The sequence below is a fragment of the Nonomuraea sp. NPDC023979 genome, from assembly GCF_040639085.1.
Classification (GTDB): Bacteria; Actinomycetota; Actinomycetes; order Streptosporangiales; family Streptosporangiaceae; genus Nonomuraea; species Nonomuraea ceibae.
The window spans coordinates 77,678-103,513 of sequence record NZ_JBEZZG010000024.1; the positions used below are offsets into that span (position 1 = coordinate 77,678).

At 72.6% G+C, this 25,836-nt stretch carries 22 protein-coding genes and 1 riboswitch; of the genes, 4 read left to right on the forward strand and 18 right to left on the reverse strand.

The window, feature by feature from the left end:
- Window positions 1-4: 4 nt before the first annotated feature.
- Complete coding sequence (locus AB0G11_RS33135; protein WP_246645915.1) at window positions 5-1,339, reverse strand: class II 3-deoxy-7-phosphoheptulonate synthase; 1,335 nt, start codon at window positions 1,337-1,339, stop codon at window positions 5-7.
- 5 nt (window positions 1,340-1,344) lie between these two features.
- The gene (locus tag AB0G11_RS33140) at window positions 1,345-2,619 is read right to left on the reverse strand and encodes an FAD-dependent oxidoreductase (protein ID WP_246645911.1); all 1,275 of its coding nucleotides are present in this window, start codon (window positions 2,617-2,619) and stop codon (window positions 1,345-1,347) included.
- Between the two features lie 112 nt (window positions 2,620-2,731).
- Here AB0G11_RS33140 and AB0G11_RS33145 point away from each other — a divergent pair, with 112 nt between their 5' ends.
- Window positions 2,732-3,076, forward strand: a complete 345-nt coding sequence (locus AB0G11_RS33145; protein ID WP_357590590.1) for a zf-HC2 domain-containing protein — start codon at window positions 2,732-2,734, stop codon at window positions 3,074-3,076.
- Window positions 3,077-3,117: 41 nt separating this feature from the next.
- On the opposite strand, the gene AB0G11_RS33150 is transcribed toward AB0G11_RS33145, so the two are convergent.
- The gene (locus AB0G11_RS33150) at window positions 3,118-4,047 is read right to left on the reverse strand and encodes a LysR family transcriptional regulator (protein ID WP_357590592.1); all 930 of its coding nucleotides are present in this window, start codon (window positions 4,045-4,047) and stop codon (window positions 3,118-3,120) included.
- A gap of 77 nt (window positions 4,048-4,124) precedes the next feature.
- Between AB0G11_RS33150 and AB0G11_RS33155 the strand changes: the two genes are divergently transcribed.
- Window positions 4,125-6,395, forward strand: a complete 2,271-nt coding sequence (locus tag AB0G11_RS33155) for a M64 family metallopeptidase (protein ID WP_357590594.1) — start codon at window positions 4,125-4,127, stop codon at window positions 6,393-6,395.
- On the opposite strand, the gene AB0G11_RS33160 is transcribed toward AB0G11_RS33155, so the two are convergent.
- The 12 genes from AB0G11_RS33160 to AB0G11_RS33215 form a co-directional block, all read right to left on the reverse strand.
- Entirely contained in the window at window positions 6,339-7,334 is a 996-nt protein-coding gene (locus AB0G11_RS33160; RefSeq protein WP_219509404.1) for an aminoglycoside phosphotransferase family protein, read from the reverse strand. The two genes, AB0G11_RS33155 and AB0G11_RS33160, sit on opposite strands and share 57 nt — an antisense overlap.
- Before the next feature lie 16 nt (window positions 7,335-7,350).
- On the reverse strand, window positions 7,351-8,178 hold the full coding sequence (locus AB0G11_RS33165; RefSeq protein ID WP_357590596.1) for an aldose 1-epimerase family protein: 828 nt from the start codon (window positions 8,176-8,178) through the stop codon (window positions 7,351-7,353).
- 52 nt (window positions 8,179-8,230) lie between these two features.
- Window positions 8,231-9,232: a LacI family DNA-binding transcriptional regulator gene (locus AB0G11_RS33170; protein WP_357590598.1), complete on the reverse strand. Its 1,002-nt coding sequence runs from the start codon at window positions 9,230-9,232 to the stop codon at window positions 8,231-8,233.
- Window positions 9,213-10,622 carry a GH1 family beta-glucosidase gene (locus AB0G11_RS33175; RefSeq protein ID WP_219509407.1) on the reverse strand — a complete coding sequence of 470 codons (1,410 nt, stop codon included), beginning with the start codon at window positions 10,620-10,622 and terminating at the stop codon, window positions 9,213-9,215. Before AB0G11_RS33175 ends, AB0G11_RS33170 begins: the two co-directional genes overlap by 20 nt.
- Complete coding sequence (locus AB0G11_RS33180; protein WP_219509408.1) at window positions 10,619-11,470, reverse strand: carbohydrate ABC transporter permease; 852 nt, start codon at window positions 11,468-11,470, stop codon at window positions 10,619-10,621. The genes AB0G11_RS33175 and AB0G11_RS33180 overlap by 4 nt, the downstream gene beginning before the upstream one ends.
- Window positions 11,467-12,420 (reverse strand): sugar ABC transporter permease, encoded by a 954-nt coding sequence (locus tag AB0G11_RS33185; RefSeq protein ID WP_219509409.1) that lies wholly within the window; start codon window positions 12,418-12,420, stop codon window positions 11,467-11,469. Before AB0G11_RS33185 ends, AB0G11_RS33180 begins: the two co-directional genes overlap by 4 nt.
- An 81-nt stretch (window positions 12,421-12,501) precedes the next feature.
- Window positions 12,502-13,836: an extracellular solute-binding protein gene (locus tag AB0G11_RS33190; RefSeq protein WP_219509410.1), complete on the reverse strand. Its 1,335-nt coding sequence runs from the start codon at window positions 13,834-13,836 to the stop codon at window positions 12,502-12,504.
- Between the two features lie 268 nt (window positions 13,837-14,104).
- Window positions 14,105-15,403 carry an RNA polymerase sigma factor gene (locus AB0G11_RS33195; RefSeq protein WP_357590600.1) on the reverse strand — a complete coding sequence of 433 codons (1,299 nt, stop codon included), beginning with the start codon at window positions 15,401-15,403 and terminating at the stop codon, window positions 14,105-14,107.
- A 517-nt stretch (window positions 15,404-15,920) separates the two neighbouring features.
- Window positions 15,921-16,358 (reverse strand): YciI family protein, encoded by a 438-nt coding sequence (locus AB0G11_RS33200; RefSeq protein WP_357590602.1) that lies wholly within the window; start codon window positions 16,356-16,358, stop codon window positions 15,921-15,923.
- A gap of 153 nt (window positions 16,359-16,511) precedes the next feature.
- Entirely contained in the window at window positions 16,512-17,219 is a 708-nt protein-coding gene (locus tag AB0G11_RS33205; protein ID WP_357590604.1) for a CHAP domain-containing protein, read from the reverse strand.
- Between the two features lie 12 nt (window positions 17,220-17,231).
- Window positions 17,232-17,369, reverse strand: a riboswitch (cyclic di-AMP (ydaO/yuaA leader).
- Between the two features lie 114 nt (window positions 17,370-17,483).
- Window positions 17,484-18,437: a Gfo/Idh/MocA family oxidoreductase gene (locus AB0G11_RS33210; protein WP_219509413.1), complete on the reverse strand. Its 954-nt coding sequence runs from the start codon at window positions 18,435-18,437 to the stop codon at window positions 17,484-17,486.
- 52 nt (window positions 18,438-18,489) lie between these two features.
- Window positions 18,490-19,305, reverse strand: a complete 816-nt coding sequence (locus AB0G11_RS33215; RefSeq protein WP_219509414.1) for an aldo/keto reductase — start codon at window positions 19,303-19,305, stop codon at window positions 18,490-18,492.
- A 97-nt stretch (window positions 19,306-19,402) separates the two neighbouring features.
- Here AB0G11_RS33215 and AB0G11_RS33220 point away from each other — a divergent pair, with 97 nt between their 5' ends.
- Both AB0G11_RS33220 and AB0G11_RS33225 read left to right on the forward strand, forming a co-directional pair.
- Entirely contained in the window at window positions 19,403-20,356 is a 954-nt protein-coding gene (locus AB0G11_RS33220; RefSeq protein WP_357590606.1) for a hypothetical protein, read from the forward strand.
- On the forward strand, window positions 20,353-21,519 hold the full coding sequence (locus AB0G11_RS33225) for a DUF6716 putative glycosyltransferase (RefSeq protein ID WP_357590608.1): 1,167 nt from the start codon (window positions 20,353-20,355) through the stop codon (window positions 21,517-21,519). The genes AB0G11_RS33220 and AB0G11_RS33225 overlap by 4 nt, the downstream gene beginning before the upstream one ends.
- Here AB0G11_RS33225 and AB0G11_RS33230 read toward each other — a convergent pair.
- Genes AB0G11_RS33230 through AB0G11_RS33240 form a run of 3 tightly spaced genes read right to left on the reverse strand, consistent with a single transcriptional unit; the run spans window position 21,498 to window position 25,800 of the window.
- Window positions 21,498-22,745, reverse strand: a complete 1,248-nt coding sequence (locus tag AB0G11_RS33230; RefSeq protein ID WP_357590609.1) for an alpha-2,8-polysialyltransferase family protein — start codon at window positions 22,743-22,745, stop codon at window positions 21,498-21,500. The two genes, AB0G11_RS33225 and AB0G11_RS33230, sit on opposite strands and share 22 nt — an antisense overlap.
- A complete protein-coding gene (locus tag AB0G11_RS33235) occupies window positions 22,742-23,716 on the reverse strand; it encodes a glycosyltransferase family 2 protein (protein WP_219509418.1) in 975 nt (324 codons plus the stop codon). Before AB0G11_RS33235 ends, AB0G11_RS33230 begins: the two co-directional genes overlap by 4 nt.
- 44 nt (window positions 23,717-23,760) lie before the next feature.
- Entirely contained in the window at window positions 23,761-25,800 is a 2,040-nt protein-coding gene (locus AB0G11_RS33240) for an N-acetylneuraminate synthase family protein (RefSeq protein ID WP_219509419.1), read from the reverse strand.
- Window positions 25,801-25,836: the final 36 nt, after the last annotated feature.

Consider the following 25,836-nt stretch of genomic DNA (forward strand, 5'->3'; position numbering starts at 1 on the left):
TCACTCAGCCGCGGTAGAGCTCCGCCACCCGGAACGCCAGATCCAGCGACTGACCACGGTTGAGCCGCGGGTCGCAGGCCGTCTCGTAGCGCGTGGCCAGGTCGCCCTCGGCGATCTCGTGGCCGCCGCCCACGCACTCCGTCACGTCGTCGCCGGTGAACTCGATGTGGATGCCGCCCGGGTGCGTGCCGAGCGAACGGTGCACCTCGAAGAAGCCCGCCACCTCGTTGAGCACGTCGTCGAGCCGCCGCGTCTTGTGGCCGCTCGGCGCCTCGAACGTGTTGCCGTGCATCGGGTCGCAGATCCAGGCGATCTGCGCGCCCGAGGCGGTGACCTCCTTGACCAGCCGCGGCAGGTGCTCGCGGATCTTGGAGGCGCCCATCCGGGTGATGAACGTCAGCCGGCCCGGCACGTTGTCCGGGTTGAGCTTGTCGATCAGCGCCAGCGCCTCGTCCGGCGTGGTCGTCGGGCCCAGCTTGACGCCGATCGGGTTGCGGATGCGGGAGAAGAACTCCACGTGCGCCCCGTCGAGCTGCCGGGTCCGCTCGCCGATCCAGACCATGTGCGCCGACACGTCGTAGGGCAGCCCCGTACGCGAGTCGATGCGGGTGAGCGCCTGGTCGTAGTCGAGGATCAGCGCCTCGTGCGAGGAGTAGAACTCCACCGAGTGGAACTCCTCCGGGTCGGCCCCGCACGCCCGCATGAACGCCAGCGCCTGGTCGATCTCCCGGGCGAGCTGGTCGTAGCGGCGCCCGGCGGGCGACTCGGCCACGAAGTCCTGGTTCCACGCGTGGACCTGCCGCAGGTCGGCGTAGCCGCCCTTGGTGAACGCCCGCGCCAGGTTGAGCGTCACGGCCGAGGAGTGGTAGGCCTTCAGCAGCCGCCACGGGTCGGGGCGGCGCGACTCGGCGGTGAAGTCGAAGCCGTTGACCATGTCGCCCCTGTAGGCGGGCAGCTCGACGCCCTCGCGGGTCTCGGTGCCCTTCGAGCGCGGCTTGGCGAACTGCCCCGCCAGCCGGCCGATCTTCACGACCGGCACCTTGCCCGCGTAGGTGAGCACGATCGCCATCTGCAGCAGCGTCTTGAGCTTGTTGCGGACGTTGTCGGCGGTCGCCGCCGCGAACGTCTCGGCGCAGTCGCCGCCCTGCAGCACGAAGGCCTCGCCCCGCGCCACGGCGGCGAGCTCGTCCTTGAGCTGGTCGCACTCTCCGGCGAAGACCAGCGGGGGGAGGCCGCCGAGCTCGGCGACGACCTTCTTGAGCTCGCCGTGATCGGGCCAGTCGGGTTGCTGGGCCGCGGGGAGGGCTCGCCACGAATCGAGATTCAGCGAATTGGTCAGTGCGCTCACGACATACGAGGGTATTCCACCGGGTCCTCCCCACCGACCGCCGTGTCCACGTTGTGAGAAGACGGTGTCAAAATAGGGGTCGCCCGCACGTGCTCGGGGCGTACCCCGAGGCCGACGAAGCGGCGGACCAGCCGGTTGAGCACCGGCACCCGCGCCAGGTCCGGGCGCACCCGCGGTGGCCCGAATTTCCTGGTCAGCGCCGGTTTGATGAGCTGGTTCTGCACCAGCCGCTGCACCGCCTGCGTCACCAGGGTCGGCGGCATGCGCCGCCGCTGCACCCGGCGCAGCGCCGCCTCCGGGACCGGCCCGCGCCCGGGGGAGCGCAGCGCGCCCGCCAGCAGGCCGGCCGTGGCGACCGCGTCCTGCACCGCCAGGTTGATGCCGACGCCGAACACCGGCGACATCGCGTGCGCCGCGTCGCCGATGCACAGGAAGCCCGGCCGGTGCCAGCGGCGCAGCCGGTTGAGCCGCACCGTCAGCATGCTCACGTCGTCGAAGCCGCCGATCACGCCCAGCCGCCCGGCCGCGAACGGCAGCATCCGCGCCACCGGCTCGCGCAGCGCCTCGATGCCCCGGCCTGCCAGCTCCTCGTAGCCGCCCTTGCGGATCACGTACGCGAGCTGCCAGTAGGTCTCGCGGTTGATCGCGACGACCACGTGGCCGCTGGAGACCCGCAGGAACGGCTGGTCCGGGTCGGACTCCTCGCGTGGCACCCGGAACCACAGCACGTCCATCGGCGCGCCCAGCTCCTGCGGCGCCAGCCCGGCCCGCCCGCGCAGCACCGAGCCGCGCCCGTCGGCGGCGACCGTCAGCGCCGCCCGGACCTCGTGCTCGCCCGACGGGTCGCGGTAGCGCAGCCCGCGCACCGCCCCGCCCTCGCGGATCAGGTCGTACGCCTCGGCCCGCATCAGCAGGCGGAAGTTCGGGTAGCGGGCCGCCTCGGACGTGATGAGGTCCAGGAAGTCCCACTGCGGGACGAACGCGATGTAGTCGTAGCGGCCGGGCAGCCCCCGCAGGCTCGCCAGCCGGATCGGCCCGCTGTCGGTCACGACGCTCAGCTCGTGGGCCTTGCGGTGCGGCAGCGCCAGGAAGCGGCCGGCCAGCCCCAGCTCGTCGAGCACCTGCAGCGTGGACGGATGGATGGTGTCGCCGCGGAAGTCGCGCAGGAAGTCGGCGTGCTTCTCCAGCAGCGTCACCTCGACGCCGGTCCGGGCCAGCAGCAGGGCGAGCATCGCGCCCGCCGGGCCGCCGCCCGCGATCACACAGCTCATAATTCATCACCTGATGAGATTGTCTCACGGGCCGGGAAAGGGAGCAATACCCGCATCCGGAAAGGCGGAAGGACCGAATCAGGTGATGCAGCCGCCTCTCCCGGGAGTGGACATGAACGACGACCTCCACCTCCTCACCGGCGCCTACGCCGTGCACGCGCTGCCCGCCGCCGACCTGGCCCCCTTCGAACGCCACCTGACCCGCTGCCCCTCCTGTCGGGCCGAGGTCCGCCGCCTGCGCGAGACCGCCGCCCGCCTCGCCGCCCCCGTCCCGCCGCCGCCCGCCCTGCGCACCCGCCTGCTCGGCTCCCTCCACCCCCACGGCGGAGCCCTGCGGGAGCAGGAAGAGGAGCCCCCCGGCGAGCCGGCCCCGCCCCCGCCCCCCGCCCGCCGAGGCCGCGGCCCCCCACCCCTGCTGCGGGGCCCGCATCCCTCCCGGGGAAGGCCCCCGCCGTGACGGCGCGGACGGGCCCCGGCGCCCGCGGGCCGGGTGGCGGGTCAGGGCTGGCGGGTGAGCCAGGTGGTGTACGGGGGGCGGCGGGCGGCGACGGCGGCGTGGGCGGCGCGGGCGCTGTCCAGCAGGGCCGGTACGTGGGCCGCGAACCCCGGGCGCCACACGAGCACCTGTCGCATCCACAGCGGGTTGCCCGCCAGCGGCCGCACGACGACGCCGGGCCCGGGGTCGTGCAGCGCCTGGCAGGCGGAGACCGCGTGCCCGGCGCCGATGAGCTCGCCGCGTACCCCGGCCCCGATGAGCTGGTAGCGGGCGCGGGGCGTGAAGCCGGCGCGCCCGCACGCGTCCAGCAGGTGCTCGGGCCACCCGAGCCCGTCCGGCGGCGGCAGCACCCACGGCTCGCCGGCCAGGTCGGCGAGCTCGACCTCCTCCCGCGAGGCGAGCGGGTGGGCGGCGGGCAGGGCGACGAACACCGGCTCGACGGCCACGGCCTCCAGCCCGAGCGAGGGCTGGGGGCGCAGTTCGTGCCCCGGGTAGTCGGCGACGAGGGCGACGTCGAGCCGGCCGTTGGCGACCATGTCGACCAGGACGCGGACGAAGTGCTCGGTCTGCAGGGTGATGCGCGCCTCGGGGAAGGCGCGCATCAGGTTGGCGACGAGCGGCACGACGACGGGGTGCTCGAAGCTGCCGACGCGCACGGCCTGCCCGGCGAGCTCGTACGGCCCGGCGGCGAGCAGGTCGTCCACGCCGGCGAGCACCACCCGGGCCCTGGCCAGCACGAACTCGCCGAACGGGGTGGCGGTGACGCCGCGGTGGTCGCGGGCGAAGACGGGCCCGCCGAGCACCCCCTCGATGCGGCGGAGCTGGGCGGTGAGCGCGGGCTGGGAGACGCCGAGCGCGGCGGCGGCCCTGGTGACGCTGCCTTGGTCGGCGATGGTCCGGAGCGTCTCCAGATGCCGCAGCTCCAGCTTCATCCGGCAGAAGGTATCACGCCGGGGTTATGCCCTTATGGGATGAGACGTCCGGCGTGGCCGGGCCGATAGTGCTGGGCATGCGCACAATCGCGGCCCTCGTGCTGGCCGCCGCAGTCGTGTACGTCCCCTCCCAGGCTGTCGCCACCACCGCCACGGTGGCGGCCACGGTGTCCGCCGCCGAGCCCGGCGCCGCCACCGTCGTGCCCGTGCAGGTCACCGGCGCGCCGGAGAAGCGTTTCAACCTGATCGTCATGGGCGACGGCTACACCGAGTCAGAGCAGGCGAAGTTCGGCCAGGACGTCGACCGTCACCTCAACGTGATGTGGTCGATCGAGCCGTTCAAGTCCTACCGCAACTACATCAACGTCTACCGGGTCGACATCGTGTCCGGCGAATCGGGCATCAGCTGTGACCCCGACCTGACCTCGCCGCGCAGGACGACCCCGCTGAGCATGGGCTTCTGGGGCCGCTGCAACCCCGGCAGCGTGCAGCGGCTCATCACCATGGACAACGGCGCCGCCAACCGCTACGCCAACCTGGTCGCCGGCACCACGTCCGGCAACCGGCAGATCCTCGCCCTGGGCAACAGCGGCACGTACGGCGGCGCGGGCGGCTCGTACGCCACCGCGTCGGGCAGCAACGCCATGTCCGCCCTGATCAGCCCGCACGAGCTGGGCCACTCACTGGGCGGGCTGCAGGACGAGTATGACTACTACCAGCGCGGCGAACCCGGCGGCGCCTACAGCGGCGGCGAGCCGTCGTCGGCGCACCACACGCTGCTGACCGAGCAGCAGATGCGCGAGCAGCAGCGCAAGTGGTGGCGCTGGCTGGGCGAGCCCAGCGAGTCGGGCGGCCCGATCGCCCGCTACGAGGGCGGCCTGTACGCCACGACGGGCGTGTGGCGGCCGAGTCAGCACTCGATGATGAAGACCCTCGGCTACTACTTCGACCAGGTCAGCCGCGAGGTCATGGTCCGGCGCATCACCGCGAAGACCGCGGTCGTGCAGGACGCCACCCCGTCCGGGCAGCCGGTCGGCGCGGACCGCGTGCTGTGGGTCGAGCCGATGCGCCCGGTCAGCCACAGCCTGACCACCACCTGGAACGTCGACGGCAAGGACCTGCCGGGTGACGCCGACACGCTCGACCTGCGCACGCTCGGCCTCAGCCCCGGCACCCACACGGTCAAGGCCACGGTGACCGACCCGACGGAGTTCGTCCGCGACCCGGCCGTGCGCGCCGCGCTGACGGCGAGCAGGACGTGGACCGTCGACACGACGCTCACCACCCCGCCCGACGGCGTCGAGCCGGGCTTCACCTCCTCCACCCCGACCGGCCGCCCGGCGGGCGCCGAGGACGTCATATACGTTGAGACCACGCACCCGGCGCACACCGTGCCGAAGGTCGCCTGGGAGCTCGACGGCGAGCGCGTCGGCGACGGCAGCACCGACCTCGACCTGGGCGAGCTTGACCTGAGCCCCGGCACGCACCGGCTCACCGCGAGCCTCGGCGGCGACACGCTGACCTGGACGGTCGACGCCGTCGCCCCCGCGACCGGCTACGAGCTGTCGGAGCCGCTGGTCAGGTCCGGCGACACCTACGTCTACAACGGCCCGTTCTCGATGCGGCTGACCGGCGACGACGACCGCGACGGGTACGTGGTCTCGGAGTCGCGGGTCGACGGCGACGGCTGGTTCAACTACTTCGGCTGGCCGACCTCCTCGGAGCTGCCGTGGACGTTCACCGAGGAGGGCACGGTCATCGACCACCTCGTGTACGGCAAGCTGCCCCGGGGCCGGCACACGGTCGAGTACCGCTCGATCGACGCGGCGGGCAACGCGGGCAAGGCGAAGTCGTTCACCGTCACGACGATCGCGCCGCCCCCCGCCTGCACCCGCACGGTCACCGGCGCCCACCGCGGCCCGCTCACCGTGACCGGCGGCGTGACCTGCCTCGACGGCGCCACCGTCACCGGGCCGGTCCAGGTGCGGGCCGGGGCGTCGCTGGTGGCCGACGGCGGCCGGATCTCCGGCACCCTCACCGCCTCCGGCGCCGCCGAGCTGCACCTGCTGGGCACCCGCGTGGACGGCGCGCTGACCGCCGACCGGACCGGGACGCTCACCGTCGTGGGCGCCGAGCTGCGCGGCGCGGCCTCGCTGACCCGCAACACGGCCCCGGCCGTGTCCGGCACCACGGTCAAGGGCGCGCTCTCCTGCACCGGCAACACCCCCGCCCCGGCGGACCTGGGCGTGCCGAACCGGGTCACCGGCGCGGGCGGCGGCCAGTGCCGCGACCTACGCGAGGGCCCCAGGGGCGGGAGCTACGAGGCGATCCAGCAGCTCGCCCAGTGAGCTGAACGCCGCGTCGCGGATCCGGGCGTACTCCTCCTCGGGGTACTGCCTGGGTCCGTTCTCCACCAGCAGGATCAGCGACAGGTAGGCGCGGTAGAGGTCGAGCCGGGTACGCGCGGACGCGGTGAGCTCCAGCGGGCGCACCTCGCGGTACCCGGCCAGCATCGGATCGTCCTCGCGCAGCTCCCCGAAGATCGTCGGGGTGACGAACTCGGCCAGCGGATCGCCCCAGAACGCCCGCTCGTGGTCGATGATCGCCTGGATGCGCGGCGTGCCCGACACGTCGAGGAACACGTTCCCCTTCCAGATGTCGAAGTGCACCAGCCGCGGCGTCGTCACCTCGTCCAGCACCGGCGAGGCCGCCTCCAGCACCTCCATGATCCGGCCGGGCGGCGCGGGCAGCGGCGTCGGGTAGCGCCCGGTGTCGCCGAGCAGCGCCCCCGCCATCGCCAGGAACGCCTCCCGCCAGGTCGCGCCGGTGATCCCGGCGTGCGGGTAGCCGAACACCTCGCCGGTCACCGAGTTGAAGCGGGCCATCAGCCGGCCCAGCTCGCGCCGCAGCTCGTCCTCGTTGCCCGGCCGCGCGTCGTTCCACGACACGCCGTCGAGCGCGGACAGCATCAGGTAGTCGCCGCCCAGCACCGGATCGTCGAACCCGGCCCGCAGCAGCGCCGCCACCGGCACCCCGGCCGCCGCCACCAGCTCGTACGCGGCCGCCTCCATGCGCAGCAGGTTGCGTTCGTAGCTGAGCTGGTCGAGCTCGGGCGGCGGCGCCAGCTTGCACACCACCTCGCGGCCGTCGTCCAGCCGCAGCCGCCACACGGCGTTGGCGTAGCCGTCGGTCAGCTCGGTGTGCCCCACGACCCCGGCGCCCAGCGCGCGGCGGGCCAGGGCGTCGAGCTCGGCGGGGGATAAGCGGCGTTTCGTCCTGCTGTCCACGCGAGCAAGTGTGGCCTCAGGCCGCGCCGATCGTCCAGCGCGCCTCGTGCTCGCCGCCCGGCTTCAGCACCACCAGGTCGGTGCCCGAGTTGAACGCGTCGGGCGGGCACGTCATCGGCTCCACAGCCACGCCCTCGTAGCCGAGCTGACGGCTGGTGCACACCTGCACCCACGGCAGCACCGCCGGGTCCCACGTCAGCCGCACCCCGCCGACCCGCACCTCGCCCCGCGCCAGGCCGGTGAACGCGTGGTCGACCACCGCGCCGTCCACCGCCCGGACGCGCGTGAAGTCGTACGGGGTGCCGGAGACGTCCGCCAGCTCGCGGGGGAGCAGCGCGTCGTCGGGCAGCAGCACCTTGGCCGCCGGCACCTCCAGCTCGTCGCCGAGCAGCCACGGGTGCGGCCCGCACCCGTAGGGCGCGTCGTGCTCGCCCGCGTTGCGGGCCAGCACCGTCGTGGTCAGCCCCCGCTCGCCCAGCTCGTGCGTCACCGCCAGCTCCAGCGTGAACGGATAGCCGGGCGCGCCGTCGATCCGGTACGTGAGCCGCACCCGGGAGCCGTCCGCCTCGGCGATCTCCCAGTCGTCACGCGCCACCAGCCCGTGGATGGCGTGGCCGCGCTCCGGCTCGGTCACCGCCAGCTCGTGCGTGCGGCCCTCGAAGGTGTAGCGGGCGCCGCCCACCCGGTTGGGCCACGGCGCCAGGATCGTGCCCGCGAAGTAGGGCACCGGCCCGCCCTCGGGCCACGAGGTGACCAGGTCGCGCTCGCCGTGCCTGAGTGTCCTGAGCGCGGCTCCGCGGCGGCTCACCTGAGCGGTGTAGCCCCCGCCGACAAGCTGAGGCACGACAGACGTCCTCTCGACTGGTGTAAACGGTTTCGGAAATGATATCGGCAGGTCAGGCGGATTCGCGGCGCACCAGGTGAGTGTCGAGGATGACGACCGGCTGGCGCAGCTCCTCGCCGTTGATGCGGGCCACCAGCAGCAGCGCCATCTGCCGGCCCATCGCCTCCATCGGCTGGTGCACGGTGGTCAGCGGCGGGTCGGCGTGCAGCGCGGCCTTGGAGTCGTCGAACCCGATCACCGCCACGTCCTCCGGGATCGCCCGGCCCGCCGCCTTGAGCACCCGCATCGCGCCCAGCGCCATCGGGTCGGAGGCGGCGAACACCGCGTCGACGTCGGGATGGGCGGCCAGCAGCTCGGCCATGGCCGACTCGCCGCTCTCCTCGGAGAAGTCGCCGTAGGCCACCAGCTCCGGCAGGCCCGTCGGCAGCACCGCGTCGCGGTAGCCCGACAGACGGTCGACGCCCACGCCCATGTCCTGCGGCCCGGCGATGGTGGCGATCCGGGCGCGGCCGAGGCCCAGCAGGTGCTTGACCGCCTGCCGGGCCCCCGCCCTGTTGTCCATGTCGACGTAGCTGTAGGGGGTCGCAGGGCCGACCGGCCGGCCGCCCAGCACGGTCGGCACGCCCATCGCCTCCAGGCGGCCCGGCAGCGGGTCGTCGCCGTGCAGCGACAGCAGCAGCACGCCGTCGACGTGCTGGCCGGTCAGGTAGTGCTCCAGCCGGGCGTGCTCCTGCCGCGAGCGGGCCATCGCCAGGATGAGCTGCAGCCCCGTCTCGGTCAGCGCCGAGCCGATGCCCCGGATGGTGCCGGCGAAGTAGGGCTCGTCGAACACCCGGAACTCCGACTCCGACACCACCAGGGCCACCGTGTCGGTGCGCCGCGTCACCAGCGCGCGGGCCGCCCGGTTGGGCACGTAACCCAGCTCCTGGATGGCCTGCTGGACCGCCTCGCGGGCCTTCTCGCTGACGTTGGGTGAGCCGTTGATGACTCTCGACACGGTGCCCCGGCCGACGCCGGCCCGAGCTGCGACTGCCTCAAGAGTCGGTCGGTTCATGGGCCCTATTCTGCCGGATGATCTCGGCATACCAGATCGCGCTGTCCTTCAGCACCCGCTGCTGCGTCTCGTAATCGACGCGGACCAGCCCGAACCGCTTGCCGTACCCCCAGGCCCACTCGAAGTTGTCCATCAGCGACCAGGCGAAGTAGCCCTCGAGCGGCACGCCGGAGTCGATCGCCGTGCGGCAGGCGCGCAGGTGCGCCTCGATGTAGTCACGGCGCTCGGTGTCGCGCACCCGGCCGTCCTCCAGCACGTCGTCGAAGGCCGCGCCGTTCTCCGAGACCACCAGCGGAACCGGCGGATAGTCGCGCGCCACCCGCTGCAGCACCTCGACCAGGCCGTCCTCGTCGATCTCCCAGCCCATCGAGGTGACGGGCCGGCCGCCGTTGACGAACGACACGTGCTCGCTGCCGATCCACGGCGAGCCCGTCTCGGTCGGCGCGGCCGAGGCCGACGCCTTCCCGCCGGCCTCACCGGAGACGGTGAAGCGGCTGTAGTAGTTGACCAGCAGCACGTCGATGGGCGCGTTGATGGTCTTGAGGTCGCCGTCCTCGATGAAGGACAGGTCCATCCCCAGGTCGTCCAGGACGTCCTGGGGATAGCGGCCCGTCAGCAGCGCGTCGAGGAAGAACCGGTTCTGCAGCCCGTCGATGCGGCGGGCGGCGTCCTGGTCAGCCTCACTGGCCGTGGCCGGGGTGATCGCGTACAGGTTGACGCAACCCCCCACCCGCCTGGCGCCCATGGCCTGGACCCCTAGTCCATGGGCGAGGTTGAGGTGGTGCGCGGCCCGGATCGCGTTCTCGGGCTCGCGGCGTCCCGGAGCGTGCTCGCCCGAGGCGTAACCCAGGAAGGCCGCGCACCACGGCTCGTTGACGGTGCTCCACGTGTGCACGTGATCCTTCAGCGCGTCGTGCACCGCCGCCGCGTACTCGGCGAAGCGCAGCGCGGTGTCGCGCTCCGGCCAGCCGCCCTTGTCCTCCAGGGCCTGGGGCAGGTCCCAGTGGTAGAGCGTCAGCCAGGGATCGATGCCGTGCGAGCGGAGCTCGTCCGTCAGTCGCTTGTAGAAGTCGAGACCCTTGTGGTTGACGGGTCCCGAACCGTACGGCTGGACGCGCGGCCACGACACGGAGAACCTGTAGGAGCTCAGCCCCAGGTCCGCCATGATCCGCACGTCGTCGCGGTAACGGTGGTAATGGTCGATGGCCACGTCCGCGTGCTGGCCGCCGACCACCCTGCCCGGCGTTCTGGTGAACGTGTCCCAGATGGAGACGCCGCGGCCGTCGGCCGTCACCGCGCCCTCGATCTGGTAGGCAGAGGTGGCCGCACCCCACGCGAACCCGGTGGGGAATCGCAGCTCGGAGCGGGTCTGCTCCTCCTGAGTCGTCACGCCTTGACCGCACCTTCCATCAGGCCGCCGACGATCTGCCGGCCGAACAGCACGAAAACCACGAAGAGAGGGAGGACCGAGGCCGCGGTGCCGGCGAACAGCATCACGTAGTCGGTGCCGTGCGCCTGGTTGAGCGCCGCGATCGAGGTCTGCACCACCGGGTTCTCCGGCAGCAGCACGATGAGCGGCCACATGAACTCGTTCCACGTCTGCATGAAGACCAGCAGCGCGAGCACCGCCATGCCCGGCCGCAGCGCCGGCAGGATGACCTTGCGGTAGATGCCCATCGTGGACGCCCCGTCGACCCGGGCCGCCTCGACCAGCTCGTCGGGCACCGCCTGGGAGGCGTACTGCGTCATCATGAACACGCCGAACCCGTTCACCAGGAACGGCAGGATCACCGCCTGGAGCTTGCCGGTCCAGCCGAGCGTCACCATGAGCTCGTAGAGCGGGACGATGCCCATCTGCTGCAGCGGCACCATCATCGTCACCAGGATCACGCCGAGCAGCACCTTCGAGCCGCGGAAGCGCAGCTTGGAGAAGGCGAACCCGGCCAGCGTCGAGATGAGCACCACCGACACTGTGACGGTCGTGGCCACGATCGCCGAGTTGACCAGGCCGGTGATGAAGTACGCGTCCTCGGTGGTGAGCAGGCGTTCGACGTTCTCGCCCAGGTGGCCGCCGGGCAGGAGCGGCGGCGGCACGTCGAGCGCGTCGTCGTTCGTCCGCGTCGCCATGATGAACATGTAGTAGATGGGGAAGGCGGACAGCAGCAGGGCCACGGCCAGCACGACCTTGGTGAGAGCCCCCGCTTCCCACAGGCGGCCGGTCGGTTGTCCGGCGGTCATCGCGCACCCCCGATGCGGCGAGTGAAGAAGTAGTTGATCATCGTGCCGATGAGGATCAGCACGAACAGCAGCCAGGCCGCCGCGGAGGCGTAGCCGATCTCGAAGCTGCCCCGGAAGGCCTGCTCCACGATGAACATCGCCACCGTCTGGTACTGGCCGGTGGTGCCGCCGGTCATCATCTGCTCGCCCTCGAACGTCACCGGCTCGGTGAACAGCGTCAGGCCGCCGATGGTGGAGATGAAGACCACGAACACGATCGTCGGGCGCAGCATCGGCAGCGTGATCTGCCAGAACTGCCGCCGGGCCGACGCGCCGTCGATGGCGGCGGCCTCGTACAGGTCCTTGGGGATCGTCTGCATCGCGGCGAGCAGGATGATCGCGTTGTAGCCGGTCCAGCGCCAGTCGACCATCGTGGCGATGGCGATCCAGGACGACCACTTCTCGTTCTGCCAGGCGATCGGCTCGATGCCCACCAGGCCGAGGGCCCAGTTGAACAGGCCGTAGTCACGGCTGTAGAGCTGGCTGAAGATGACGGCCACCGCGACCACCGAGGTGATCATCGGCAGCAGCACGCCGAGGCGCAGCAGCAGCCGGCCGCGCAGTCTCTTGTTCAGCGCGTTGGCCAGCACCAGCGACAGGATCAGCTGCGGGACGGTGGCCAGCACGAACATGCCGACCGTGTTGAACACCGCGTTCCAGAACTCGGCGTCGGCGATCAGCTCGGCGTAGTTGCCGAGGCCGGCGAAGGTCCGGTCCCCGGCCAGCTCGGCGTCGTGCAGCGACAGCCAGAGCGTGTAGACCAGGGGGAAGATCCCGAATACGGCGAAGAGCAGGAAGTAAGGGGACACCAGGAGATACGGCATCCCCTTGATGTCGAAGCGGGCCATACGCCGCCTGGGCGCCGCCCGCCTGCCGGACGCGTGCCGCGGCGGCGCGAGTTGGAGAGTCATGAAGGGCCTTTCGAGCCGGGGCGGGAGTGAGGTGGCGTCCGCCGCGGGGGAGGACGCCACCCGTTTCCTTCAGGCGAGCCGTCAGCCGGCTGCCTTGACGCCCGCTTCGACGAACTTGGTCCAGGCCTCGTCGTAGCCGATGGCGCCCTGGTCCATGCCCTCGAGCACCTTCTCCACCGAGGTCTTGACCTGGGCGTGCTTTTCGCCGAGGAACACCGGCTGCAGGTCCTTGACCGAGGCCGCGAAGATCTCGCCCGTCGGCACGTCGTTGAAGTACTCGTTCTTCAGGCCCGCCACCTCAGGGTCCTGCTGGGCCGGGATGGAGCTCGGGAACGCGCCCGCCTCCTTGAAGGCCGCCACGTGGCCCTCCTTGCCCGTCAGGTAGTTGAGCACCTGCGCGGCTTCCTTCGGGTGCTTGGTCTGCTTGGGGATGGCCAGCCAGGAGCCGCCCCAGTTGCCCGACCCGCCCGGCACGGCCGCGACGTCCCAGTTGCCCTTGTTCTCGTCACCGGCCGCGCCGGAGATCACGCCGAGCATCCACGACGGGCAGCCCATGGTGGCGAAGTCGCCGCCCTTGATGGCCTTGTTCCACGGCGGGCTGAACGCCTGCAGCTTGGCCGTCAGGCCCTGCTGGCTGAACTTCTGCACCCAGTCGAAGGACGTCTTGACCGCCGGGTTCGTCTCCAGCACGAGCTGGTTGCTCTTGTCGAAGTAGGAGACGTTGCCGTTCTTCGGCGCCTCCTGCGACAGGATCACGTTGTAGATGGTGTTCGGGCCGTCCATCCACTTGGCGTCCTTGTTGGCGGCCTGGAACTTCTTGCCGGCCTCCAGGTACGCGTCCCAGGTCGGCCAGAGCTTGGCGACCTCCTCGCGGTCGGTCGGCAGCCCCGCCTTCTCGAACAGGTCCTTGCGGTAGCACATGGTCATGCCGCCGATGTCGGTGCCGAGCGCGAACAGCTTGCCGTCGGCGTTGACGCCCGCCTCCCACTTGGCCGCCGGGAAGTCGGCCTTGCGGTCCTGCAGCCCGTGCTCGCCCAGGTCGGTGAAGAACTGCGGCCGGGCGGCCATCAGGCCCATCGCGCCCTCGTCGATGCCGACGATGTCGCCGGCGCCGCTGCCCGCCTGCAGGCGCTGGAGCAGCTGCGGCAGGTAGACGTCCTCGAACCGGTCGGTCAGGTTCGTGTACTTGATCTGGATGTTCGGGTGCTCGGCGTTCCACTTCTCGACGGCGGCGTCGTAACCGAAGTTCTCGCCACCGCCGAAGGTGTGCACATTGATCGTGACAGGCTCTGCCGCCGCCGTCGTCTCACCGGCCCCGGCCGGCGTCGTCGTGCCGCCGCCGCCACACGCGGCCGTCGCGACGGCCAGCGCCGCGACCATGACACCGGAAACAGCAAAGCGCTTGTGGTTCGTCATTCCGTACCCCTTTTGGGTGTGGATCGTGGGAGGTGCATCGCGGGGTGAGCCGCGAGAGGAAGGTCTTTGGGAGCGCTCCCACAAAGAGTGCCCGTACGGCGTGCGGACGTCAACGTCCCGAAACTCAACCGTTACCTATGGGGTGTTTCGGGCCACTAGAAGCGGATTTTTCACCTTAAAGGGCTCATATAGCCCTTTGGGAGCGCTCCCATCTCATGCGCACCTATTCCACACCACTCCGGGCAGCCCACCCCGGCGGCGGCGCGGATCAGCCGCAGGCCAGGGCGCGCTCCTCCAGCAGCCGCCGCTCCCGGCCGTTGCGCGTCAGCCCCGCCGCCCGCACGAACTCCGCCCGCGCCTCCGCCAGCCGGCCCAGCCGGAACAGCAGATCCCCGCGCACGCTCGGCAGCAGGTGGTAGCCGCGCATCGCGGGCTCCCCGGCGATCTGGTCCACCAGCTCCAGCCCCACCGCCGGGCCGTACGCCATCGCCAGCGCCACCGCCCGGTTCAGCTCCACCACCGGCGAGCGCGACAGGCGCGCCAGCTCCTCGTACAGCGCCGCGATCCGCGCCCAGTCGGTCTCCTCCGCCGTCAGCGCGCGCGCGTGACAGGCGGCGATCGCCGCCTGCAACGTGTACGGCCCCATCCCCCCGCCCGCATCCCCGCCCGCATCCCCGCCCGCAGCCTCGCCCAGGTCCCCGCCCCGGTCCCCGCTCAGCTCCTCGGCCCGCGCCAGCGCCGCCAGGCCGCGGCCGATGAGCAGCCGGTCCCAGCGCGCCCGGTTCTGCTCCAGCAGCAGCACCGGCTCGCCCGACGGCCCCACCCGCGCCGCCGCCCGCGACGCCTGGATCTCCATCAGCGCCACCAGCCCGTGCACCTCCGCCTCCTTCGGCATCAGCCCGGCCAGCACCCGCCCCAGCCGCAGCGCGTCCTCGCACAGCCCCGGCCGCATCCAGTCGTCACCCGCCGTCGCCGAGTAGCCCTCGTTGAAGATCAGGTAGATGACCTCCAGCACCGACGACAGCCGATCCGCCAGCTCAGCGCCCTCCGGCACCTCGAACGGCACCCCGCGCTCCGCCAGCGTCCGCTTGGCCCGCACCACCCGCTGCGCCATCGTCGCCTCCGGCACCAGGAACGCCCGCGCGATCTCGTCCGTCGACAGCCCGCCCAGCACCCGCAACGTCAGCGCCACCCGCGCCTCCGTCGACAGCACCGGATGGCACGCCGTGAACACCAGCCGCAGCAGGTCGTCCTCGATCTCCTCGACGCCCGGCAGCTCCGTCTCGTCGTCCAGCTCCCGGCCCAGCTCGACCAGCTTGCGCTCGAACCGCTCCCGCCGCCGGATCATGTCCACCGCCCGGCGCTTGCCCACGGTCATCAGCCAGGCGCCCGGATTGCGCGGCACCCCCTCCCGCGGCCACTGCTCCAGCGCCGCCACCAGCGCGTCCTGCGCCAGCTCCTCCGCCAGGCCGACGTCACGCACCATCCCGGCCAGCCCGGCGATCACCCGGGCCGCCTCGATCCGCCACACCGCCTCAATGGCCCGATGAGTCTCCGACGCCGTCACCCGCCCATGACAACAGCCCCACCCGCTTACTCGCAACCCAAGCGCTCTCTCGTGGGACGCACCCCTTCCACCACACGGCCCCTGCCGCTCCGTGGGGGCACGCCTCCCTGAGGCGGCGGCTTCCCACGAGGCGGCGGCTGCGCCGCACCACGCGGCCCGCAACCCACCAGCACCGCCCAGCCCAGCAGCCGGGTCGGACCGTCCGGGGTACGGGCGGCCGGTGGGGCCGCGCCCCCGGGAGCCGGGCACCGGAGGGGCTGGGTCCGGCCTGCCGGTGGGGCCGGGCTGTCCGGGGCGCGCGCCGCCGGTGGGGCCGCGCCCCTGGGGGGCCCGACCGGGATCGCCGGTGGGGTGGGGCCGCCCCGGCGGAGGCCGCCAGAGGGCCGGATTGCCCGAGGCGCCCCTTCCGGGGTTGCCGCCATCCTGGGGCTTTCCGCCTGCCCCGGCGGGGGGTGGCCTCCCCGGGAGGGGCCGCCGCAGCGGGGTCGCCTCCCGCGGGGGCGTCGCTCTCGGACGGTCAGGGCTCAGGTGGGGAGTCGAGAGCGGCGCGGATGACGGCGTGGCGTTGGGCGGTTTCGGGGGTCAGGGAGGTCTCGGGCATGTCCGAGGGGTCGAAGACCTGCCAGACGTCCAGGCCGACGCCGTCGTGGCCGGGCGGGACGGGGACGCGCAGGGCCCATTCGAGCGCCTCCTCCCGCGACTTGACCTGGATGAGCCAGAAGCCGGCGATGAGCTCCTTGGCCTCGGCGAACGGCCCGTCGATGACGCGGGCCTTGCCGCCGCTGTAGGCGATGCGGGCGCCGCGCGAGCTGGGGTGGAGCCCTTCGGCGGCGAGCAGGACGCCCGCTTTCACGAGCGACTCGTTGAAGGCCGTCATGTTGTCGACGAGCTCCTGGCTCGGCAGGGCGCCGGCCTCGGTCTCCTCGCTGGCCTTGCCGACGATCAGGAATTTCACGGTGCGTTCTCCTCGTCCAGGCGGTGAAGCGGGCTCCCGGCGAGCCTGCCACACCTGTGCGTCGTCCCGGAGGGGGCCGGATCGACACGGGGAGGGGAGAAAACGCGGAAGCGCGCGCCCGGGGGAGGGGCGCGCGCTTCGCCAGGGGGAGGGTCAGGCGGCGTACGAGGGGTAGCCGTAGCCGACGACCTGGGACTTGGGCCGGACGCGCTCCTCGACCTTGCCGTTGCCGGTGTTGCCCTCGATCGTGGAGATCGTGCCGTCGCCGTTGTCCTTGACGACGAAGCCGACGTGCTGGATGGCGCTGATGCTCTTGCTGCCGTTCCAGGCGAAGAAGACGACGGCGCCGGGCTTGGCCTCGGTGCCCCAGCGGTCGTTGGCGGCGAACCACTTGGCGTGGGTGACGGTGTAGGCGTCCCAGCCGACCTGCGGGCGGGCGCCGGTCTGCTCGCCGACCCAGGAGACGAACATGGAGCACCAGGGGGCGTTGAGGTAGGCGCTGGGGTTGCCGCCGTCGCGGGCGACGGTCTCGAGGGCGCGCTTGGAGCTGGCGTACCACTCCTGGAACTTGGTGCCGCCGCCGTAGGCGTTCTCGGAGGTGCCGACCTGGGCCTTGGCCAGGGCCAGGACCTGGGAGGCGGTGACGTTGACCTGGTTGGCGCCGGCCCTGGTCTGCGTGGACTCGGACATGGTCTGGGTCTCGACCTGGTGGCCGGGCTCGGCGGCCTGGGCGGGGAGTGCGGTGGTCATCCCGGCGCCGAGTCCGGCGGCCAGGACGGTTGCGCCGAGGGTGGCGCGGAGGGAGGCGCCGGCGCGGGGGTGAAGCTTCTTCGGGGCACGGGTAAGACGGTGCTTCGCCATCGAGGGGATTACTCCTTGCTTCCATGCCGCTTACCGGGTTAGCTGACGGGTTCGGGCGTGGAAGCTGCCCTACGGCACACAAGGTGCCGATTCACCCCAAAGGACATGGGTCCCCGGCTCCGCGCAAGGCGGATTCAGCGGTCACAGGACGATCCTGTGAGTGTTGTGCGATGGTTGGCAACGACCGGACAAACCGGACGTAAGCCGCGAATGCGCCATAAGGTAATACATCCGCCAAGGCATTACAAGTCGATAAAGTTGCAGCTAGGCGAGTTGCCCGCGCGCGTCGGCCAGGAGCCCCATCATGGCAAGGGATTCGTCAAGAGGCATGATCGCGCTCTCGGTCCGGTTCTCGGCCAGCGCGTCCCGCACCTCGCGCAGCTCCCCGGCGTAGCCGTTGTCGGCCGGGTCGAGCTCGTGCTCCTCGGTCTCCATCGACGGCCCGCTGAGCACCACCCGCCGGGGCGCCCAGAACGGCGCGTCCAGGTCGGCGCGCATCCCGGTGCCCACGATGCTGGCCGAATTGGGGAAGTGCGCGAGCAGCGAGGTGTCGACCAGCGCCCGCCGGCCGCCCGGGTAGACGAGCACCCCGCCCGCCTCCGCGTCGACCCCGTTGGGCGCCAGCGCGCCCGTCAGGTGCATGGACTCGGGCATGCCGAGGAACAGCTGGGCCAGCCCCAGGGGATAGATGCCCAGGTCGAGCAGCGCGCCCCCGCCCAGCTCGGGCGCCCACAGCCGGTGCGCGGGATCGTACGGCAGCGCGAACCCGAACGAGGCCCGCACCGAGCGGATCTCCCCGAAGCGCGGGTCGTCCTTGAGCATGCGCACCAGCGGGTTGAACCGCATCCACATGGCCTCCATCAGGAAGACCCCGGCCTCGCGGGCCAGGCGGACCATGCGCTCGGCGTCGGCCAGGCTCGCCGCCAGCGGCTTCTCGCACAGCACCGCCTTGCCCGCCGCGATCGCGGCCTCGGCCACCTCCAGGTGCTGGGCGTGCGGGGTCGCCACGTAGACGGCGTCGACGGCCGGGTCGGCGCACAGCTCGGCGTAGGAGCCGTGGGCGGACTCGGCGCCCAGCGTCGCCGCCAGCGCCTTGGCCCGGCCCAGGTCGCGGGAGCCGACGGCGGCCACCCGCATGCCCGGCTCCGCCGCGATGACCGCCCCCACGGTCCTGGCGATGCCGCCCGTCGCCGCGATGCCCCACGCTAGATCTCGCACGCGGAAGATCGTACTGATTCATCCGCGGACGCGAAACCTGACCGGTTTCACCTCACGGGAACACGTCCGGGTCCGGGCCCAGCCGGCGGCCCGCGTTCAGGGCGCCGATGGCGGCCATGTCCTCCCGGTCGAGCGTGAAGTCGAAGACCGCGATGTTCTCCTTGATCCGCGCCGGCGTGACGGACTTGGGGATGACGATGTTGCCGAGCTGGATGTGCCAGCGCAGCACGATCTGCGCGGGCGTGCGGCCGTGCTTGTCGGCCAGCACCGCCAGCGCGGGCTCCGACAGCAGCCCCTTGCCCTGCCCGAGCGGGCTCCAGGCCTGCGTGAGGATGCCGTTCTTGTCGTGGAACTCGCGCAGCTCGCGCTGCTGGAAGTACGGGTGCAGCTCGATCTGGTTGATGCACGGCGGCACGTCGGCCTCGTCGAGCAGCCGCTCCAGCGTCTCGACGGTGAAGTTGGACACGCCGATGGCCTTGGCACGGCCGTCCCGGTAGACCTTCTCCAGCGCGCGCCACGCCTGGACGTACTTGTCCTGCCGCTGCGCCGGCCAGTGGATCAGGTAGAGGTCGACGTAGTCGAGGCCGAGCCTGCCCAGGCTCTCCTCGAAGGCCTGCTCGGCGCGGTCGTGGTCGTTGTTCCACAGCTTCGTGGTGACGAACAGCTTCTCCCGCGGGATGCCGGAGGCGCGCACCGCCCGCCCGACGCCGGCCTCGTTGCGGTAGAGCTTGGCGGTGTCGATGTGGCGGTAGCCGCATGCGAGCGCGGTCGTGACCGCCTGCTCCGCCTCGTCGTCGGGCACCTGCCAGACGCCGAGCCCCAGCTGCGGGATCTCCACGCCGTCTCTGTATAGCCGTAGCGAGTTCATACCCTCCATTGTTCACGTGCCGTTCCGAGCGGCTTAAGCCGCCCGGGCTAGCTTGAAGCGGTCGTGAACGGGCCATCACCTGGCTGGGAGAACATCAGTGGTCAAACGGGCGTCGGCCTGGGTGGAGTCGCCGCTCCAGATGCTGTGCGCCGTCGAGGCCCACCATGCCGGGCTGCTGGGGCCGTCGGCCGAGGTCGTGCCGCGCGCGGGGCTGCGCGCGCTGCGGGTGACGCGGCGCGAGCTGCGCCGCCTGCCGCTGCCCGACGGCCTGGAGCTGGCCGAGCCGCGCGAGCGCATGCCGCGCCGGCCGTCGGCCGTCGGTGACGCGTTCTCGGGCAAGGTGCAGCTGCGCTGGCTGACGGCCCATCCGGGCCGCGTCGTCGTGGTCGACGACGGGCTGGCCACGATCCGGCTGCTGGAGCTGCTGGCGGCGGGCCCGTACCGGCCCCTGCTGCGGGCGCGCGCCCACCCCGGGCTGCTGCGCACGGCGCTCGGGCTGGCCGCGGCCCTCAGGCTGCGCGCCGGCCGGGTGACGGTGTTCACCGCGCTGCCGGTCTCCCGCGAGCTGGACAAGGCGGTCACCGAGGCGGGCGTCGACCTGGTGCGCCACGACTTCGCCTGGCTGCGCGGCCAGCCGCCGAGCGACCCCGGCCCGGCGGAGCGCACCGTGGTGCTCGGCACCTCGCTGGTGCGCAACGGGCTGGTGCGCCGCGACCGCTACCTGACCTGGCTGACCGAGCTGGCCGCGCGCGAGCCGCTCGCCTACTACCCGCACCGCCGCGAGGACCCGGTGGACGTGGCGCTGATCCGAGAGCGTCCCGGCATCACCGTGCACGAGGCCGGGCTGCCCGCCGAGCTGCGGCTGCGCGGCCTCGACCCGGGGCAGCGGGTGCTCAGCCTGCCGTCCACCGCGATCTCCTCGCTGCGCGTGCTGCTGAGCCCGCGCGGGGTGGCGGTGGAGCCCGTCGAGGTGCCCGACGACTGGTGGACCAGCAGAGCGGCCCCCGCTCTGCGCTCGCATCTGACGGAAGTGACAGGAGTGACCGGGTGAGGGTGCTGGCGATAGCCGACTCCGACTCGTATCTGAAATGGGCGGCCTGCCTGCTCGGCGACCTGCCGGCGGGCTGCGCGAGCGAGCTCGTCGTGGTGCGCACGCCGATCGCGCCGTCCGCCGACCAGATCGCCGCGGCGGTGGGCGAGCTGCCCGCGCCGCCGGTGCTGACGGCCAGGGCGGTGCGCCGGCTGGCGGAACGGTCCAGGCCGGACGCGATCCTCGTGGCGTGCACCGGGCCGGTGGTGGACGTGCTCGTCTCGGGCGTGCTCGACGGGCTGCGGCCCCGGCCGGTGTTCGTCACCGGGCTGCCGGGCATCTCGGTGCCGGCCACGGACAAGGCGTGGATCTACCGCAGCGGCTGCGACCTGTTCGTGGTGCACAGCGAGCGGGAGGTGGCCGAGTTCGCCGCCGTGGCCGCCCGGCTGAGCGGGGGAGGGGCGGTCGGGCTGGCCAGGCTGCCGTTCCTGCGCCCGGCCCCCGGGCGCGGCGGCGGCGACCGGGTGGTGTTCGCCACCCAGGCCAAGGTGCCGCGCGCCCGCGAGGAGCGCGAGCGGGTGCTGCGCGGGCTGGCCGAGCTGGCCGCGGCGCGGCCCGACCTGGACGTGGTGGTGAAGCTGCGCGCCCTGGAGGACGAGCAGCAGACGCACCGCGAGCGCCACCACTACCAGCGGCTCTGGCGGGAGCTCGGCGAGCCGGGCCGGCTGCGGTTCGAGGCGGGCTCGATGCGCGAGCACCTGGCGCACGCGGCCGGGTTCGTCACCGTCAGCTCGACGGCCGCGCTGGAGGCGATCGCGCAGGACGTGCCGCTCATCGTGCTCAGCGACTTCGGCGTGAACGCCGAGATGATCAACCTGGTGTTCGAGGGCAGCGGCCTGCTCGGCACCCTGGACGACCTGGCGCGCGGCGACTTCCGGCGGGCCGAGCCGCGCTGGACCGCCGCCAACTACTTCCACCCGGCCGGGCGCGACGACTGGACGGGCCTGCTGACCGGGCTGGTCGTCTCCCGGCCGAGGGTGCCGGCCAGGTCGCTGCTCGACGGGCCGGAGCACGCCGCGGCCCGCCGCCGCGCCCGGCTGCGGGTCGAGGTGCCGCCGAACATGCTGCGCGCGGGCCGGCGGGCCGAGCGGCGGGTGCGCCGCTATCTGAAGGCTCTCACCTGAGACAGCTTCCTGCGGAAGCGGCCCATCGCGCTGGGCCGCTCGGCCAGGCCGAGACTCTCCAGCCGCTTCCTCTTGAAGTAGCGCGGATTGAACTCCAGCGTCTCCGGCCGCAGCTCCGGGTAGGCGTCGGCCTGCATGCAGTAGCCCACCGCGCGCACCAGCGCGGTCACGTCCAGCCGGGGCGGCGCTTCCACGCTCCCGTCGGCCGACAGCCGGGGCAGCAGCGCGTCGGCGATCGTCGCCGGGACCCGGTTGCTGTTCTCGTACGGGGCCAGCCGCTCCAGCACCAGGCCGGTGCCGTACGTGGCCACCGGCAGGCTGAAGTAGCGCCGCGCGGTCATCAGCGCGGTCGAGAAGCAGCCGACGACCAGCTCCGGCCGCAGCGCGGCGAAGCACACCTCGGCCGGCACGCTCTCGCCGGCCACGATCAGCCGCACGCCGAGCGGCTCGGCCGCGGCCCGCAGGAGCTGGGCGTGCCGGCGGCCCGCCGCCGGGTGCGGCTTGAACGCGACCGTGGTGTGGCCGCGCGCCACCAGGCCCCGCAGCATCGCCTCGTGCAGCTCCGCCTCCTCCTGCGGGGTGACGATGTCCAGCGCCGACAGGTACTGGCCGAGGATCAGCGCCTCGGCCGCCATCATGTCCGGCGCCGTCGCCGCCACCTCCCGCACCACGGCCAGGAACGCCTCCTGCGGCAGCGTCTCGGCGGGCACGCCGTACTCGCTGAGCAGCAGCGGCTCCAGGCCGGGCACCAGGTCCAGGTGGAGCAGCCGGGTGACGCGGCGGAAGATCTCGGCGGGCAGCGGGTCGCGGGTCGGGCCGTAGCTCATCAGCCCGTCGGAGTAGACGGTGATGGGGCAGTCGCGCACCAGCCCGGCGATCGTGCGGGCCGGCGGCACCGCGATCGACTCCAGCACCAGCTCGTCGACCCGCTCCAGCCCGAGCCGGGCGCCGATGAGCCGCTCCAGCATGGGCACCTCGATCACCCGGGCCCGCCAGTCCGACGGGTGCAGCGGCGCGATCAGCTCGTTCCACGAGTGCACCTCGTCGAAGCGGGAGCGCAGCGCGGCGAAGCCCGGCGTGGCGTCGAGCGGCGTGGCCGCCTCCGGCACGGCGCCGTTCGACGACACCAGCAGGACGGCGCGCCCGCCGCCGAACCGGCCGTCGTCGATCGCCGCCGCCAGCGACATCGCGCCGAACAGGGTCGAGGCGTAGAACACCGTGGTCATGGGTCCTCCCGATCGCGGCGATGGCGGGAACCGGCGGGCAGGCCGGGCAGCAGGGTCCGCAGCGTGGCCTCGCGCGAGGCGGACATGCCGGAGGCGGCCTCGGCCACCAGCTCGACCGGCAGCGAGCCGGCGAGCTGCGCGCCGCGCTCCTCGAAGCGGGCCCGCAGCGCGGGGGTGAACCGGTCGGCGATCTCCAGATGGTGGGCGAGCAGGGCGCAGAAGTTCCGCACCGCCTTGGGCAGGAACTCCTCCTCCAGGTCCTTGAACACCAGCTCGAAGGCGTCGAAGAAGTGCAGTTGCCGCTCGTCGCCGACCTGGGTGAGCGATCCGGCCACCTGCCGCCGGTAGAACACCCCGGCCAGCGACACCACGGCGAACGTCGCCGCCTCCCGGTGCAGCCGCCAGATCCACGGCCGGTCCTCGGCCGTGTGCAGCGATCCGGGGAAGTGCAGCAGGTCGCGCAGTGAGCGGCGGTAGACGCCCGCCCACGCGTACGGGTAGTCCACCATGGTGCGCACCCCGGCGGGCAGGATCGCGTCGCGAGGGTCGAGCACCGCGCCGCGCCGCGCCAGCGGGGCGCGGTGCACGACCCGCTTGCGGCCCTCCACCTGGACGTGGTCGGCGCGCACGAAGTCGCAGCCGAGCCCCTCGATGGCCTCGACGAGCCGTGCCAGGTAGCCGGGGGCCAGCCAGTCGTCGCCGTCCATGAACGTGACGTACCGGCCGGACGCGGCCGACAGCCCGGCGTTGCGCGCGTCCGCGAGCCCGAGCGGAGCCGGGTTGCGGATCACGGACAGGCCGGGCAGGTCGGCGCTGAAGTCGTCGACGATCGCGCCGGTGGCGTCCACCGACCCGTCGTCGACCACGATGAACTCGAAGTCGCGCCGGGCGTTGCGGCACAGCGAGGCGAGCGCGTCGGCGATGAAGCGCTCGCCGTCGCGGATCGGCACGACGACCGAGAGTGTGATCAATGCGGTCTCCAGGTACGGCCGCGCGGCCGTACGGGCCAGAAGGGTCAGACGGTGACGCGGCGCAGCCGGGCCTTGGGGGCCTCCTCGCCGGGGAAGACGCGCTTGACGCCGTCGCCCAGGGCCTGCTCGATGACGCGGATGTCGCGCACCAGGTGCTCCAGCCCGGCCGGCTCCAGGGAGGCGGCGTGGTCGGAGCCCCACATGGTCCGGTCGAGCGTGATGTGGCGCTCGACGCAGACCGCGCCGAGCGTGACCGCGGCCAGCGAGATCTGCAGGCCGCGCTCGTGCCCCGAGTAGCCGACCGGCACGCCGTAGCGCTCCTTGAGCGTGGTGATCGTGCGCAGGTTGGCCTCCTCCGGCGGCAGCGGGTAGGTGGAGGTGGCGTGCATCATGATCAGCCGGTCGGTGCCGAGGATCTCCACGGCCCGGTCGATCTCTTGGAGGGTGGACATGCCGGTCGACAGGATGACGGGCTTGCCGGTGGCGGCCAGGGCGCGCAGCAGCTCGTGGTCGGCGACGCCGGCCGAGGCCACCTTGTGCACCAGGACGTCCATCTCCTCCAGGAACTCCACCGACGGCACGTCCCACGGGGAGGCGAACCAGTGCAGGCCCCGCTCGTCGCAGTACTTGGCGATCTGCCGGTACTCGTCGCGGCCGAACTCGGTGCGCTCCTTGTACTCCAGGTACGTCATCTCGCCCCACGGCGTCTGCCTGATCTGCCCCTTCTGCTCCTCGGGCACGCAGATCGCCGGGGTGCGCTTCTGGAACTTGACCGCCTGGCAGCCGGCGTCGGCGGCCACGTCGATGAGGCGGCGGGCCACGTCCAGGTCGCCGTTGTGGTTGATGCCGATCTCGCCGATCACGTACACCGGCTCGCCGTCGCCGACCAGCACGTCGCCGATCGCGACCGGGCCGAACGTGCGGCGGGGCGCGGGGGAGGGGGCGGGCTCGGGCTCCGGCCGGGCGGCCACCACCCGGTCGCACAGCTCGCGCACCGCGCCGTCGCCGCCGACCTTGGTGAGGACGACGCGGGCGGCGGCGCGCACGCGCGGGTGCGCGTCCGGCACCGCGACCGGCCAGCCCACCTCGGCCATCGGGCCCAGGTCGTTGACGTCGTTGCCGACGTAGGCGACGCGGGCCGGGTCGAGCCCCTCGATGGCCAGCCAGTCGCGCAGCACCGTGCGCTTGTCGGCCAGGCCCTGCAGCACCGGCACGCCGAGCTTGCGCGCCCGCGCGGCCACCACCGGGTTGTGCTCGGTCGACATGACGAGCACCTTGACCCCGGCGCGGCGCAGCAGCGACACGCCCATCCCGTCGGAGCGGCTGACCAGCACCATCTCGCGCCCGTCGGAGTCGACGTAGGCGCGGTCGTCGGTGTGCACGCCGTCGAAGTCGGTGATGACGGCGTCGACGTCGATCGGCTCGGGCGCGTCGACGAACGGCGCGAGCGCCCGGACGAGCTCCAGGTCCTCGGGGTTGTCGACCTCGATCGCGTGCTGCGGCGGCACCGGCTGGACGGCGATGGCGCCGAAGAAGCGGTGCCCGTGCTCGCGCAGCCCCTCGGTGCGCATCGCGTAGAAGGCGCCGTTCTCGCGGTACTGCGGCTCCAGGTCCTGGCGGCGGCGGCGCACGGCCGGGTCGTGGTTGATGCCGGAGCCGTTGCCGGTCCACAGGAACTCGTGCGTCGGCAGCCCCGACACGACGGAGTCGGCCTCGCCGTCGAGGACCCGCCGCACCGCGGCCGACAGGTCCTCGGGGTCGATGAACGCGCTGGTGCACTGCACGAGCACGACCACCTCGGGGTCCTCGCCGAGCGTGTCGAGCGCGTGCAGCACGGCCGACTCGCTGGAGGCGGTCGCGCCGCTCAGCTCCTCGGGCCGGTCGACGACGCGCGCGCCGGCCCGGCGGGCGGCCTCCGCGATCCCGGCATGGTCGGTGGACACCACGACCTCGTCCACGAGCTCGGCCCGCAGGCAGGCGCGCACCGCGCGGGCCACCAGCGGGACCCCGCCGACCGGCGCGAGGTTCTTCAGGGGTACGCCCGCCGAACCTCCGCGGGCGGGAACTACGGCCAGGACTCGCAACGTGACTCCTCCATGCTTACGGGTTGCACCCAGAAG

Bases quoted from the DNA above. Each gene is read 5' to 3' on its own strand.
- AB0G11_RS33190 (WP_219509410.1), bottom strand. From the start codon at position 13,836: ATGACGAACCACAAGCGCTTTGCTGTTTCCGGTGTCATGGTCGCGGCG.
- AB0G11_RS33185 (WP_219509409.1), bottom strand. From the start codon at position 12,420: ATGACTCTCCAACTCGCGCCGCCGCGGCACGCGTCCGGCAGGCGGGCG.
- AB0G11_RS33180 (WP_219509408.1), bottom strand. From the start codon at position 11,470: ATGACCGCCGGACAACCGACCGGCCGCCTGTGGGAAGCGGGGGCTCTC.
- AB0G11_RS33205 (WP_357590604.1), bottom strand. From the start codon at position 17,219: ATGGCGAAGCACCGTCTTACCCGTGCCCCGAAGAAGCTTCACCCCCGC.
- AB0G11_RS33230 (WP_357590609.1), bottom strand. From the start codon at position 22,745: ATGACCACGGTGTTCTACGCCTCGACCCTGTTCGGCGCGATGTCGCTG.
- AB0G11_RS33145 (WP_357590590.1), top strand. From the start codon at position 2,732: ATGAACGACGACCTCCACCTCCTCACCGGCGCCTACGCCGTGCACGCG.
- AB0G11_RS33140 (WP_246645911.1), bottom strand. From the start codon at position 2,619: ATGAGCTGTGTGATCGCGGGCGGCGGCCCGGCGGGCGCGATGCTCGCC.
- AB0G11_RS33155 (WP_357590594.1), top strand. From the start codon at position 4,125: ATGCGCACAATCGCGGCCCTCGTGCTGGCCGCCGCAGTCGTGTACGTC.
- AB0G11_RS33215 (WP_219509414.1), bottom strand. From the start codon at position 19,305: ATGAACTCGCTACGGCTATACAGAGACGGCGTGGAGATCCCGCAGCTG.
- AB0G11_RS33150 (WP_357590592.1), bottom strand. From the start codon at position 4,047: ATGAAGCTGGAGCTGCGGCATCTGGAGACGCTCCGGACCATCGCCGAC.
- AB0G11_RS33170 (WP_357590598.1), bottom strand. From the start codon at position 9,232: ATGAACCGACCGACTCTTGAGGCAGTCGCAGCTCGGGCCGGCGTCGGC.